The 13,482-nt window shown below is 66.6% G+C and carries 13 protein-coding genes; 8 read left to right on the forward strand and 5 right to left on the reverse strand.

Going from position 1 to position 13,482, the window contains the following annotated elements:
* Nucleotide 1: 1 nt before the first annotated feature.
* Both BXA07_RS04410 and BXA07_RS04415 read right to left on the reverse strand, forming a co-directional pair.
* Nucleotides 2-358 (reverse strand): hypothetical protein, encoded by a 357-nt coding sequence (locus BXA07_RS04410; protein ID WP_076565987.1) that lies wholly within the window; start codon nt 356-358, stop codon nt 2-4.
* On the reverse strand, nt 358-1,086 hold the full coding sequence (locus BXA07_RS04415; RefSeq protein WP_076565989.1) for a P-loop NTPase family protein: 729 nt from the start codon (nt 1,084-1,086) through the stop codon (nt 358-360). The genes BXA07_RS04410 and BXA07_RS04415 overlap by 1 nt, the downstream gene beginning before the upstream one ends.
* A 212-nt stretch (nt 1,087-1,298) precedes the next feature.
* Between BXA07_RS04415 and BXA07_RS04420 the strand changes: the two genes are divergently transcribed.
* Nucleotides 1,299-3,068 carry a GGDEF domain-containing protein gene (locus tag BXA07_RS04420; protein ID WP_244556182.1) on the forward strand — a complete coding sequence of 590 codons (1,770 nt, stop codon included), beginning with the start codon at nt 1,299-1,301 and terminating at the stop codon, nt 3,066-3,068.
* On the opposite strand, the gene BXA07_RS04425 is transcribed toward BXA07_RS04420, so the two are convergent.
* Complete coding sequence (locus tag BXA07_RS04425; protein ID WP_076565992.1) at nt 3,061-3,543, reverse strand: CinA family protein; 483 nt, start codon at nt 3,541-3,543, stop codon at nt 3,061-3,063. The two genes, BXA07_RS04420 and BXA07_RS04425, sit on opposite strands and share 8 nt — an antisense overlap.
* A gap of 221 nt (nt 3,544-3,764) precedes the next feature.
* Between BXA07_RS04425 and BXA07_RS04430 the strand changes: the two genes are divergently transcribed.
* The 3 genes from BXA07_RS04430 to BXA07_RS04440 are packed head-to-tail and all read left to right on the forward strand — an operon-like array spanning nt 3,765 to nt 8,985.
* On the forward strand, nt 3,765-4,382 hold the full coding sequence (locus BXA07_RS04430; RefSeq protein ID WP_076565994.1) for a TOL_0243 family YfiR-like periplasmic protein: 618 nt from the start codon (nt 3,765-3,767) through the stop codon (nt 4,380-4,382).
* Nucleotides 4,382-6,412, forward strand: coding sequence for a sensor histidine kinase, YfiR-like protein-associated (locus BXA07_RS04435; protein WP_076565997.1), 2,031 nt, complete (start codon nt 4,382-4,384; stop codon nt 6,410-6,412). The genes BXA07_RS04430 and BXA07_RS04435 overlap by 1 nt, the downstream gene beginning before the upstream one ends.
* A complete protein-coding gene (locus BXA07_RS04440; RefSeq protein ID WP_076566000.1) occupies nt 6,409-8,985 on the forward strand; it encodes an EAL domain-containing protein in 2,577 nt (858 codons plus the stop codon). Before BXA07_RS04435 ends, BXA07_RS04440 begins: the two co-directional genes overlap by 4 nt.
* Before the next feature lie 3 nt (nt 8,986-8,988).
* On the opposite strand, the gene thiL is transcribed toward BXA07_RS04440, so the two are convergent.
* Entirely contained in the window at nt 8,989-9,969 is a 981-nt protein-coding gene (gene thiL, locus BXA07_RS04445; RefSeq protein WP_076566001.1) for a thiamine-phosphate kinase, read from the reverse strand.
* A gap of 89 nt (nt 9,970-10,058) precedes the next feature.
* On the opposite strand from thiL, the gene BXA07_RS04450 reads away from it, so the two are divergent.
* A complete protein-coding gene (locus BXA07_RS04450) occupies nt 10,059-10,664 on the forward strand; it encodes a hypothetical protein (RefSeq protein ID WP_076566004.1) in 606 nt (201 codons plus the stop codon).
* Here BXA07_RS04450 and BXA07_RS04455 read toward each other — a convergent pair.
* Nucleotides 10,661-11,182, reverse strand: coding sequence for a MarR family winged helix-turn-helix transcriptional regulator (locus BXA07_RS04455; RefSeq protein WP_076566006.1), 522 nt, complete (start codon nt 11,180-11,182; stop codon nt 10,661-10,663). The two genes, BXA07_RS04450 and BXA07_RS04455, sit on opposite strands and share 4 nt — an antisense overlap.
* Before the next feature lie 122 nt (nt 11,183-11,304).
* Here BXA07_RS04455 and BXA07_RS04460 point away from each other — a divergent pair, with 122 nt between their 5' ends.
* From BXA07_RS04460 to BXA07_RS04470, 3 genes are read left to right on the forward strand one after another with little or no spacing between them, the layout of a single operon-like run.
* Nucleotides 11,305-12,492 carry an MFS transporter gene (locus BXA07_RS04460; RefSeq protein ID WP_076566008.1) on the forward strand — a complete coding sequence of 396 codons (1,188 nt, stop codon included), beginning with the start codon at nt 11,305-11,307 and terminating at the stop codon, nt 12,490-12,492.
* 39 nt (nt 12,493-12,531) lie between these two features.
* Nucleotides 12,532-13,125, forward strand: coding sequence for an SMI1/KNR4 family protein (locus BXA07_RS04465; RefSeq protein ID WP_076566484.1), 594 nt, complete (start codon nt 12,532-12,534; stop codon nt 13,123-13,125).
* Entirely contained in the window at nt 13,118-13,477 is a 360-nt protein-coding gene (locus BXA07_RS04470) for a hypothetical protein (protein WP_212592270.1), read from the forward strand. Before BXA07_RS04465 ends, BXA07_RS04470 begins: the two co-directional genes overlap by 8 nt.
* Nucleotides 13,478-13,482: the final 5 nt, after the last annotated feature.

Here is a 13,482-nt window from a genome sequence, read left to right on the forward strand (position 1 = left end):
GCTACGGTTGATACAGCAGGGCCGCGCCGCCCAGCACCAGCAGGGCGCAGGCGATGGAGACGAGGGCGGCCGCGCCCAGCAAACGCCATTCGCGCGGCGTAAAGCCGGCTGGCGCGGGCACGGTGACTTCCGGCGCGGGCCGGGCCATGGCGGGCGCCGGTTCGGGCGGCAGGCCGCCCGTGGCGCGCGCCTGCGCGGCCAGCGCCTGCGTGGCGGCGTCCAGCAGGGCCAGCTGGCGCCCGACGGTGTCCGCCAGCACGGCTTCGTTCAGCGCCACGAGGGCGAATATCGGGTCATCGACGTCGATCTTGATGCCCGTCTTGTCGAATACGTGGCTGCGCAGTGTGTGCCGGTCCACTACCACTGCACCTTGTCGAGCTGTTCGAAGATGTCGCGGTAAACGACCTTGATGCGCTGCTTTTCCATGATGTTGAACTTGTCGTTCTGCAGCACTTCCTGCATCGTCAGGCGCGCCGTGTTCATTTTCTTGACATCGGCGCCGAAGGTGTCCGGGTTGCGCTGGCTCAAGGTGATGCTGCCTTTCACGCGCGCGCGGTTGTCGGCATACGATTGCGATTCGATAAACTGCTTGCCGGACGCCGATTGCAGCAGGCCGAAGTGTTCGTTCTGCCACAGCACCAGCGGCACGGTCGTCGATTGCGCCGTGGCGACAAAGCCCGTGGCCGTGTCGTGCAGGGTGTCGCCGCCGCCGACGATGGTGTGGATGTACACCTTGCGTCCCGATTCTTCCAGCAGCGAAAAGCAGTCGTTTTCCAGCAGGTAGCCCATCAGCGGCGAAAAGGTGTTCGCGCCGTTGTCGACCACGCAGTTGCCGTCCGTGTCGAGGATATCGATCATCAGCGCGTCGAAGCGTTTCGGGTCGATGTTGCGCGCATCCGTCATCACGGGCACATGCTTGACGTTCATCGCCTTGTAGCGCGAAAAGGTGGCGTTTTCCTGGTCGGTGTCATAGCAGCGCAAAGGCGTGTCGTCCTTGCCGCCTATCCACTGGGCCAGCAGGGTCGAGACGAGCGTCTTGCCGATGCCGCCCTTGCCCTGCAGGATGAAATGTACCGTGTTTTGCATTGCGACTACTCCAAGTTGTTGCGTCAGTGACAATCAAAGATCCGTGACAGCGGCGAGCGCCGCATGCGTGGCCGCGACTGGCATTTTTACCACAATCCTTTGCAAAGATGCCATGCGGGACAGCGAATCTGGTTATGATGTTAATCAGGATACCATTGATACAGAGCAAGTTTTGTGCGAAAAATCCACCCCAGCGTGTGTATGAGGACGCAGTGCCGATCTCCAGTCTCGATAAAGCCGACATAGACCGCCTCAATCAGCAGACCCTGTCCTGCCTGGTCGGCAACCGCCGCCAGGCGCGCCGGCTGGCGCAGATGGCGCTGGCGGCGGCGCAACGACAACAGTATGCGCGCGGCAGCGCATATGCGGAACTCAATCATTGCTGGCTCGCCTATTATGCGGGCGAAGCCGAGCCGCCGTGCGGGGACTTGCGCGCGTATTTCCAGCAGACGTGCGACCTGGAAGGCGGCATGGAAGTGGCCGCCCTGCAGGGCGCGTATGCGAGCCGGCGCGGCGACTTTGCCGATGCCGAGCAGCATTTCCTGCAGGCGCGCAGTCAGGCCGCGCAGATCCCCGACTCGCTGCACAAGTTCATGCTGTACGCGCGCCTGGGCGTCGACGCCCTGAACCGTGGCGACACGCAGGACGGCCCGCGCAATTTCCTGCTGGCGCTCGACATCGCCGAGCGCTTCGGCAGCCCCGCGCACCGCGTCAACAGCCTGTCGAACCTGGCCTCGTCGCAGCATGACCTGGGCAATGATGAAGACGCCATCCCCCTGCTGGTCGAGGCGCTCGACATCATCGGCACGCAAAAGCTCAAATACCAGCAAACCATCGTTTCGGCCAACCTGGCCATGTGTTTATTAGCCACGGGCAAGCCGGCCGAAGCGCTGGCGCTGGTGGAACCGTTTTACGAGTGGCCGGAAGAAGACCTGGCCGTGCGCGCCTTTCTGTTCTGCATCGCCGCCCACGCGGCCATCCTGCTGCAGCGGCCCGACAGCGCCCTGCAACTGCTGCTGCGGGCCGAAGAGTATGCGCGCCGGGGCCAGGACCTGGAAGAGCAGATGCACGCGTGGCTGGTGCGCGGCAAGCTGGACTTGCATGCAGGGCAGGCGGCGCAGGCGCTGGCCTCGCTGACGCAGGCGCACAGCCTGCTGAGCTGGACGCGCAATCCGTTTCACCAGCAGCAGATCTTGCGCGGTTTGTCCGATATCAATGCCCTGCTGGGCGAATGGCAGGCCGCATATGGTTTCCTGCAGCAATACCAGGCCGCGTACGAGGCCAGCAGCAAGTCGGCGCGCGCTTCGCGCCTGCTGATGCGCAACCTGGAAAAGGAAATGCACAGCCTGAAGGCCGAGCGCGACAAGGCGCTGGAGCTGCAGGCGGCGCGCGAATCGGAAAACGTCAAGCTCGAGCACCTGAACCGCGAACTGGCGCACCAGATCCTGCACGTCAACTCGCTGCAGGACAGCCTGAAGGAGCAGGCCCTGCGCGACCACCTGACGGGCCTGTACAACCGCCGCCATTTCGAAACCTGCCTCAATGCCATCCTGCATGAAGCGGACGCGAACGCGCCCGTGGCCATCGCCATCATCGACCTGGACTTCTTCAAGCGCGTCAACGACACCTACGGGCACAACTTCGGCGACGAAGTGCTGATCCAGTTCGCGCGCCTGGTGGAAAGCCAGCTGCGCGGCAGCGACATGCTGTGCCGCTATGGCGGCGAGGAATTCTGCCTGCTGTTGCGCGAAGCCGACAGCGCCATCGCCGCGCACAAGATCGACGACATCGCCGCGCGCTACCGCCAGTTGCTGATCCGGCAGGCGCCGCACAGCTTGACGGGCTGCACTTTTTCGGCCGGCATCGCCGAGTATCCGCGCCACGGCGCCGGCCGCCACGAATTGCTGATGCGCGCCGACAGCGCCCTGTACGCGGCGAAGCAGGCGGGGCGCGACCGCGCCTGCGTGGCCGAGCCTACTTGATAAAGCGCAATAGTCCCTGCAGGGCATGAATGACGGCCTGCTCGCGCACGGCTTGCCGGTCGCCCGCGAACACCAGCCGCTGCGTCTGCACGCGTCCGTCCATGGCCCAGCCGAAGCAGACGGTGCCGACGGGCTTGCCGGGCACGCCGCCCGTGGGGCCGGCGATGCCCGTGGTCGTGACGGCCACCTGGGCGTCGCTGTGGGCCAGCGTTCCCTCTGCCATGGCGGCGGCCACTTCCTCGCTGACGGCGCCGTGCGCGGCGATCAGCTCGGCCGGCACGCCCAGCATGCCGCTCTTGGCCCCGTTCGAATAGGTGACGAAGCCCCGCTCGAACCAGGCGCTCGAACCGCTGACGTCCGTGACGGCCTGCGCCACGCCGCCGCCCGTGCACGATTCGGCCGTGGCCAGCAGCAGGCCCCGTGCCTGCAAGGCCTGGCCGACGGCGGTGGAGAGGGTTAGGAGTTCTTTGCTCATCGGTGATTGCACGCGTGGTGGGGAAGGAGGCATGACTGTAGCATGGCCTGCGGTAAAAGAAACTTTCCCCGGTATCAGCGAAAATGCGTACACTCTTTTATACATTTGCTACCAATATGGGCGGCAGGCGGTCTGCCGCTGCGCCACCCTGGTTCGCATCGCCCGAATAGGGACGCGGCATGGCGCCGCGCCTTCGAATGCATTATCTTTACTCGGTTGTCATGGCACTTCTGAACTGGACCTGGCGGCAGCATGCCGGCCCCCTGCGTCGCCCCCTGCGCGGCGACCTCCGCCGCCCCATCCGCTGGGGCTGGCTATTGCTGCTCCTGGGCGTGCTGTGCGCCGGGGTGCGGGCGCAAGTGCCGGCGGATCTGGAGCGCCAGGTCAAGGCCGCGTATCTGTACAAGTTTGCCGGTTTTGTCGATTGGCCCGATGGCAGTTTCGCCCGGCCCGACTCGCCGCTGGTGATCGGCGTGGCCGGCGCCGATGCGCTGGCCGAGCAGCTCGAACTGAGCGTGGCCGGCCACAGCGTCAACGGGCGCAGCGTGCAGGTCAGGAAGGTGCGGCGCGGCGAGGCGCTGGCGGGGCTGCACGTGCTGTACCTGGGCGCGCTGGACAAGGCGGCGCTGCAGGAGATGCTGGCGGCCAGCCGCGGCCTGGCGCTGCTGACGGTGTCCGATTCGGACGAGGTGTATGCGATGGGCAGCATGATCAATTTTGTGATGGCCGACGACAAGGTGCGCTTCGACGTGGCCCTGAAACCCGTGGCGCAGGCGCATATCCGCATCAGCGCGCGCATGCTGCTGGCCGCCTACCGCGTGCAGACGGGGGGCGCCTGATGATACGGCTGCGCTCGATACGCCACAAACTGATGTCCGTGGTCTTGCTGACCACCCTGGTGGCGCTCGTCATTTCGCTGGGCACCATCGTCGTCTACGACTTGCGCGCCTACCACCGCAACCTGGTGGCCGACATCAGCACCCAGGCCGAGCTGCTCGGGCATATGAGCTCGGCCGCGCTGGCCTTCGACGATGAGCGGCTGGCGCTGGAAAACCTGAACCTGATGCGCATCCGCCCGCGCGTGACGGCCGGCGCCCTGTACAAGGCCGACGGCAGCCTGTTTGCCAGCTACCGCGCGAATGAGCGCGTGGGCGTGCTGCCGGCGCAGGTGGGCCAGGAAGGCGTCAGCATCGCGGGCAAGTCCGTCGAACTGTTCAAGCCCATCGTCGACAATGGCGAACTGCTGGGCACCGTCTACCTGCGCGCCGACTATGAACTGGCGGGCCGCACGGCCGATTACCTGGCCATCGCCCTGGGCGTGACGGTGCTGGCGCTGCTGGTGGCCTTGCTGCTGCTGCGCCGCCTCGACCACGTGATCACCCAGCCCATCCTCGACATCGCCGACGTGGCGCGCGAGGTGATCGAAACGGGCGACTATTCGCGCCGCGCGCGCAAGCTCAGCGCCGATGAAGTGGCGCAGCTGGTCGATTCCTTCAACAAGATGCTGGCCGAGATCGAATTGCGCACGCAGGCGCTGGAACGCTCGAACGGCGAGCTGGCGCGCGAGGGCGCGCAGCGCGCCCAGGCGCAGCAGGAAGTCATGCGCCTGAACCAGGAGCTGGAAGTGCGCGTGCACGAACGCACGGTGCAGCTGGAAATGACGAACGGCGAACTGGCCATGGCGATGGAAGAGGCGCGCAGCGCCAACTATGCCAAGTCGGCCTTCCTGTCGTCGATGAGCCATGAATTGCGCACGCCGCTCAACGCCATCCTCGGCTTCGCGCAAATCCTCAGCTCCGACCGGCTGCCGTCGACGCTGGAGCAAAAGAAGGAATTTGCCGGCCATATCCTGAAATCGGGACGTCACTTGTTGACACTGATCAATGAAATCCTCGACCTGGCCAAGGTCGAATCGGGCACGGTGAGCCTGTCGCTGGAGCCGGTGGGCCTGGACGCCATCCTGCAGGAATGCCGCGACATGATCGCGCCGCTGGCCAGCCAGCGCGGCATCGGCATGGCTTTTCCCGAGGCATGCACGCTGAACGTGCTGGCCGACCGCACGCGCCTGAAGCAGATTCTGCTCAATTTGCTGTCGAATGCGCTCAAGTACAACCGCCAGCACGGCGACGTGGCCATCGACTGCGCGCCGCGCCCGGGCGGCCTGGTGCGCATCAGCGTGCGCGACACGGGCAGCGGCCTCGATAACGAACAGGTAGCGCTGCTGTTCCAGCCCTTCAACCGCCTGGGACAGGAAGGCGGCACGGAGGAGGGCAGCGGCATCGGCCTGGTGGTGACCAAGCGCCTGGTGGAACTGATGGATGGCAGCATCGGCGTGGCCAGCGTGCCGGGCGAGGGCAGCACCTTCTGGATCGAGCTGCGCGCCGCCGAGAGCCTGCCCAGCCTTGCGCCGCCGGGCCAGCCGCGGCCGGACCTGGCCGGGGCGCTGCTCGACAACAGCGCCCCCGTCACCCTGCTGTACGTGGAAGACAATCCCGCCAACCTGACCCTGGTCGAGGAGATCGTCCGCTACTGCCCCCAATTGCAGCTGCTGACGGCGACCGATGGCCGCCTGGGCGTGGAAATGGCGCGCACGCACCTGCCGCAGCTGATCTTGATGGATATCAACCTGCCCAATGTGAACGGCATCGATGCGCTCAAGCTGCTGCGCGCCGATCCGCGCACGGCGCACATCCCCGTCATCGCCCTGACGGCCAACGCCATGCCGGGCGACGTGGAGCGCAGCATGGCGCTGGGCTTCTACCGCTACCTGACCAAGCCGATCAACCTCGAGGAATTTACCGAGGCGATCAACAGCACCCTGGCCTATGTGGCGCAGCAGCGCCGGCAGAAGGGAACAGGCGCCCCATGATCAGCCAGGCCGACATCTACGCCGCGAAAATCCTCATCGTCGACGACCAGGAGGTCAACCTGCGCCTGCTCGAGCATTTGCTGCACAGCGGCGGCTACACGGCCATCACCAGCACCCTCGACGCGCGCGCCGTGGCCGGGCTGCACCAGCGGCACCAGTATGACCTGATCATCCTCGACCTGGTGATGCCCGCCATGAGCGGCTATGCCGTGATGGATGCGCTGCGCCCGCTGGAACAGGAAGGCTACCTGCCCGTGCTGGTGATCGCCGCCGACCCGGACGCCAAGCTGGCCGCGCTGGAGGCGGGCGCGCGCGATTTCATCAGCAAGCCCTTCGATGCGCTCGAAGTGCTCACGCGCATCCGCAACATGCTCGAAGTGCGGCTGCTGCACCGCGCCGCGCGCCACTACAACACCCTGCTCGAACGCACGGTGAGCCAGCGCACGGCCGAACTGCAGCGCTTTCGCGGCGCCATGGACGCCACCACGGACGCCATCTTCCTCGTCGACGTGCTGGGCATGACCCTGGTCGACGTCAACGACGGCGCCTGCCGTTTGCTCGGCTATGCGCGCGCCGAGCTGCTGTCGCTGTCGCCGGGGGCCCTGCTGCCGTCGCCGCCGCCGGCGCCGCTGCTTGCGCCGCCGGGCGGTCCGGCCCACCTGGCGACGGAAGTGACGGAATGCGAGCTGGTACGGCGCGATATGGGCCTGGTGCCCGTGGAGCTGGGCTGGCACTGGTATGCGCAGTCGCCCGTGGCTGGCGGCCATGCCACGGGCGGCCTGCTGCTGATCTCCGTCGCGCGCGACATCAGCGAGCGGCGCCAGGCGCAGGAGCGCCTGAAGCACCTGGCCCACTACGACGGCTTGACGGGGCTGCCGAACCGCAGCCTGTTCTACCAGACCCTGGCCCAGGCCGTCGAGCTGGCGCAGGAAAAAAGCTGGCGCATCGTGGTGCTGTTCATCGCGCTGGACCGCTTCAAAGGCATCAACGACACCCTGGGCGCGGCGCTGGGCGACGAGCTGCTGCGCCAGTTCAGCAACCGCCTGGTCGAATGCGTGCGCCTGCGCGATACGGTGGGGCGCCTGGGCAACGACGAATTCGCGCTGATACTCACCATGAGCCGCAACCAGCAGGAAGCCGTGGCCGTGGCCAACCAGGTGCGCGAAGCCCTGCGCGCGCCGTTCGACCTGCGCGGCCATGCGGCCACCCTGACGGCCAGCATCGGCATCGCCATGTACCCGGACGACGCGCTTGATCCGGAAACGCTGATCAAATACGCGAATACGGCCATGGGCGGCGCCAAGCAGGCGGGCCGCGACGGCTACCGTTTTTTCACGGCCGGCATGAACGTGCAGGTGCTGGCGCGCCTGGACCTGGAACTGGCGCTGCGCCATGCGCTCGAACACGAGCAGTTCATCCTGTACTACCAGCCCAAGGTGGACTTGCGCACGGGCCGCATCAGCGGCGTCGAGGCGCTGCTGCGCTGGCGTCGCCCCGGCTACGGCCTGGTGGCGCCGGCCGAATTCGTGCCGGTGCTGGAAGACACGGGCCTGATCGTGCGCGTGGGCGCCTGGGTGATCCAGGCCGCCTGCCGCCAGATCGCCGCATGGCGCGACAGCGAAGTGGGGCCCGTGCACGTGGCCGTCAACGTGTCGAGCCGCCAGTTTGCCGAGGGCGACCTGGAAGGCGAAGTGACGCGCGCGCTGGCGCAGCATCAGCTGGCGCCGGAATTGCTGGAGCTGGAACTGACGGAAACGGCGCTGATGTCGAATGCCGAGCGCACCATCGTCGTGCTGGGCAAACTGAAGAAAATCGGCGTGAAGGTGGCCATCGACGATTTCGGCACCGGCTACTCGAGCCTGGCGTATCTGCAGCGCTTCCCCATCGACAAGCTCAAGATCGACATCGCCTTCGTGCGCAACATCACCAGCAATCCGAACGACGCGGCCATCGCGCTGGCCATCATCAGCATGGCGCACAGCCTGAAACTGAGCGTCGTGGCCGAGGGCGTTGAGTCGCGCCCGCAGCTCGAATACCTGCGGCGCAACCGCTGCGACGAGATCCAGGGCTTTTATTTCAGCCGCTCGCTGCCCGCGCTGGAGCTGGGGCAGATGATCGTCGCCGGCGCCGGCCTGCCGCCCGGCCACGACCCGGCCGCCCAGCCGGCCCAGACCCTGCTCATCGTCGACGACGACGTCAACGTCCTGTCGTCCCTGCACCGCCTGTTCCGCCCCGAGGGCTACCAGATCCTTACGGCCAGCACGCCGGCCGAAGGCTTTGAAATGCTGGCCCTGCACAGGGTCCACGTCATCGTCTGCGACCAGCGCATGCCCAGCATGAGCGGCACGGAGTTCTTGAGCAAGGTCAAGGAGCTGTATCCGGAAACCATCCGCATCATCCTGTCCGGCTACACGGGCCTCGAAGCCGTGCTCGACTCGATCAACCGGGGCGCCATCTACCGTTTTTACACGAAGCCGTGGGACGACACCCAGCTGCGCGACAACATCCGCCTGGCCTTCCAGCACTACTGGATGGTCAACCAGCCGGGGCTGGCGCGGGCGGCGGTGCGCTAGAAGTTACTCGCTGAAGTGGTCGAAGGAACGCAAGGCCAGATCGAGCGGCTGCCCGGCCGCGTCCACCAGCCGCAAGCCTGATCGCGCCTCGATGCGGCCCACGCGCGTGGCGGGCGTGCCGCAGCTGGCCGCCAGCGCGGCGATGGCTTCGCGCGAGGACGCGGGCGCCGTGAAGCACAGTTCATAGTCGTCGCCGCCGGCGGCCGTGTAGCGGCGGCGCAGGCCTGTTTCCTGCCGCGCCAGCACGGGGCCGGCCGGCAGGGCGTCGACGTCGAGCGTGGCGCCCACTTGCGACGCTTTCAAGATGTGACCGAGGTCGCCGACCAGGCCGTCCGAGATGTCGATGGCCGCATGCGCCAGGCCCGCTTCGGCCAGGGCGCAGCCCAGCGCCACGCGCGGCGTGGGCGTGTGCATGCGCGCGGCGGCCATCAGCAGGTCGGCGGGGGACAGTTCCTGTTCCATGCGGTAGCCGGCCAGCGCCAGGCGCGCGTCGCCCAGGGTGCCGCTGACCCAGACATCGTCGCCCGCCACGGCCGCGGCGCGGCGCAGGGCCTGGCCCGGCGCCAGTTCGCCGAACACGGTGATGCAGATGTTTAAGGGGCCCTTGGTGGTGTCGCCGCCGATCAATTCACAGCCAAATTCATCGGCCAGCGCGAACAGGCCTTCGGCAAAGCCTGCCAGCCAGCTGCGCTCGGCCTGGGGCAGCGCCAGCGCCAGGGTAAATGCCACGGGGCGCGCGCCCATGGCGGCCAGGTCGGACAGGTTCACGGCCAGGCTTTTGTGACCGAGCATGCGGGCGTCGGCGCCGGCAAAGAAGTGTCGGTCCTCGACCAGCATGTCCGAGGAGATGGCGATCTGCTTGCCGGCGCCGGGCGTCATCAGCGCGCAATCGTCGCCGATGCCCAGGGTGGCGCGGCCGGGGCGCTGGCGCACGAAATAGTGTTTGATCAGGTCGAATTCGGAAAGCGCGTCGTGTGGGGCCATGGCGTAGTCTGTTCGTTGAATGATGGTGTGGCCCGGCTATTATAGGCTGGCCTACAATACGGGCCTTTGCCACTGCCGAGCAACTTGCCATGCCCCTTTCCGATATTCACGTTTTACTGCAATCCTGGCTCGACCACGGCTGGCTGCGCGACCCGCAAGCCGTCGGCTTGGCCACCTTCGAGGAGCAGGAGCTGGTGGCGCATGGCTTCGACGCCATCAGCGACGGCGGCCAGCTGTGCCTGTACGAGGACGAGCGTATGTTCCGCAGGGGCAAGCGTCCTGTGCAAGCCTCGTTCAAGGCCTATCTGCAGCGCGGCCAGCTGGGCGCGAATGGCCTGGGCCTCGGTTACCAGGTGCACTTGGCCGGTTTCCTGCGGGCGGCGCGGCAGCCCCTGCCCGCGTTTCGCGTGCTGCTGGAGCAGGGCGGCCGCAGCGGCGCCCTGCTGTTCGACAGCGGCCTGGTGCTGCAGTTTGCCGCCAACTTGTGGGGCAAGCCCCGCCATTTCTACCTGACCCTGGTCGAGGGGCACGTGGCCGACGCCGAACTTCCCGACCGCGACAGCGATATTGACTTGCGCGCGGCCAGCGTGGGCCATGTGCTGGCCCTGTACGACAGCCGCGATCCCGCCGACCTGCGGCGCCTGGCCCGGCGCGGCAATGCGGCGCTGCGCGAGCTGGCGCAGCTGCTCGCTTAAACCTTCTTCGCCTGCGCCATGCCGTGCAGCAGCTTGGCCAGCAACTGGTCGAGCTGGCGCTGCTCGTCCGCGCTCAAGGCCGACAGCATGGCGCGCTCGTTCTCCACGTGCAGCAGCACCAGCTTTTCAATCAATTCCAATCCCCTTTGCGTCAGGGCCACCAGCACGCCGCGCCGGTCCGTCGGGTGTTTCCGGCGTTCGATCAGGCCGGCCGCTTCCAGGCGGTCGATGCGGTTGGTCATGCCGCCCGAGGACAGCATGGCCGCCTCGTACAGGGCCGTCGGCGTCAGGCTGTAGGGCGCGCCCGAGCGGCGCAAGGTCGCCAGCACGTCGAATTCACCCGGCTGCAAGCCGTGTTCGGCGAACAGCGGGTTGAGCCAGTCGCGCGCCATCAGCTGCGCCACCGTGCCCAGCTGGCCGACCAGCTGCATGGCGCCGGTATCCATCTGCGGCAGCTCGCGCTGCCATTGTGCGGCGGCAAATTGCGCGCGCGCGTGTTCTTGCGGGGTATCCGTCATGGCGTAGGCATTTATCTCGACATCAAGATAGATTTCTATCTTTATGCTAAGATACTTTTCATCAAGTGATTATGTCACGCATTAAACCATGTGCCTCCCTGCGAGGCAAGGACAACTCTGCCATGCCTGTTGAACGCCCCGTCTCTTCTCCACTGCCCTCGTCCGCCCTGCTGGTGGCCGCCATCATCCTGCTGGGCCTGAATTTGCGGCCCATCCTGGCCGCCATCGGTCCCTTGCTCGACAGCATCCAGGCCAGCACGGGCATCAGCAATGCCGACGCGGGCTTGCTGACCACCGTGCCCGTGTTCGCCATGGGCGTGTGCGCGCTGGCTGGCGCGCAGCTGCAGCGCCGCCTGGGCGTGGTGCGCGGCATCAGCCTTGGCATCGCCATCATCGCTGCCGCTTGCGCCCTGCGCTGGCCCTTGCATGGCAGCGGCGGCCTGATCGCCACTGCGGCCCTGGGCGGCCTGGGCATCGCATTGGTGCAGGCGCTGCTGCCGGCCTTCATCAAGCGCCATTTCCCCGAGCGGGCGGGCCAGCTGATGGGCTTTTATACGACGGGCATCATGGGCGGCGCAGCCATTGCCGCCGCCTCCGCCTCACCCTTGGCGCAAAGCTGGGGCTGGAACGCGCTGCTGGCCCTGTGGGCGCTGCCTGCCGTGGCCGCCGCGCTGCTGTGGCGCCGCGCCGCCGCCTCGCGCGTGGACGCGGCCGGCGGCGCGAGCGCCAGCCTGCCCGTGGGCAGCGCCCGCGCCTGGCTGCTGATGGTGTTTTTCGGCATCGGCACAGGGGCGTACACGCTGGTGCTGGCCTGGCTGCCGCCGTTTTACACGGAACTGGGCTGGAGCGCGGCCGACAGCGGCTTGCTGCTCGGTGGCCTGACCCTGGTGGAAGTGCTGGCGGGACTGCTCATTTCCAGCATCATCCACCGCTTCCCCGACCGCCGCATCCTGTTATTGTCGGTCTTGCTGGCCGTGCTGGCGGGCCTCGCTTGCCTGATCGTGGCGCCGACGCAACTGGCGCTGCCCGCCGTGGTCCTGCTCGGCTGCGGCATCGGCGCCCTGTTTCCCCTGTCGCTGATCGTCAGCATGGACCACGTGGTTGAGCCGGCCGGCGCCGGCGCGCTGCTCGGCTTCGTCCAGGGCGGTGGCTACATCATCGCCAGCAGCATGCCGTTTATTGCCGGCCTGATCCGCCAGCATTCGTCCAGCCTGGCCCAGGCGTGGATGGTGATGGCCGCAGGCGTGGTGCTGTTATTGCTGATCGCCGCGCGCTTCGCGCCGGGGGTGCGGCTGGCCGCTGTACGCTAGCGTGCGCATGGCGCATCGGCCAGCTGATATATTTTGGCCATGAACATCGTCGACCACTATTTAGCCGGCCTGCGCCAGGCCATGCCGCCGGAGCCGCTGGCCGAACTGGCGCTGGCCAGCGGCGCCAGCGCGGCGCAACTGGACAGCTTGCGCCAGGCCTATCCGCTGTGTCCTGACAGCCTGCTGCGCTTGCTGGCTCAGTACAACGGCACCTATTATCAGAAGTATGCGGGCGGCACGGTGCTGGTATACATGCTGGGTTCGGACGTATTCGAGTATCCGTATTACCTGAGCTCCGTCGAACAGATCCTGGAAGACCGGCAGGCGAACCAGCGCAGCATCGCCGATATCTATGGCCATTACCTGGAAGACGACCCCGGCATCGTCGACGCCCGCATCGATGCGGGCATCCAGCAGGGCCAGCGCCTGTGTTTTTCGCATTGCATGAACAATGGCGGCTCCTCGCGGCTGTATGTCGATTTCACGCCCGCGGCGTCGGGCAAGGTGGGGCAGGTCGTGCGCTTCCTGCACGATCCCGACAATTACCAGGTCATCGCCGACAGCTTCGACGCCTACCTGCAGATGCTGATCGATGACAATTACGGCTTCCTGATCGAGGACAATTTTGAATAGTCCGGCCGCGCCGCCGTCCCTGCTGCCGGCCAACCGGCGCATCGTGCTGTCCGGCGAAGATGCGCTGCGCATCCTGCGCGAGATCGAATTTTTGTTGATATCGCTCAATCACATCGGCCGCCATTATTATCCTGACGGCGACGATGACGGCGCCGATGCCCAGCGCCGCGCACGGTATTGCGCGGAAACGACGCGCTTCATCGACGAGGAGCAGGCCACGACGCGCCTGGCGCTGATGCGCCGCCTCCTGTCCGCCCCCTTCGACACCACCTTGGGCGACGACGAGATGGACGATATCGAGCGCGCCGTTGCCGCGCTGCCGCTGTGGCGCGCGCCCGGCCGGTCATCATAAAAATC

Origin of the sequence: Janthinobacterium sp. TND4EL3 (genome assembly GCF_900156175.1) — a bacterium.
Lineage (GTDB): Bacteria > Pseudomonadota > Gammaproteobacteria > Burkholderiales > Burkholderiaceae_D > Janthinobacterium.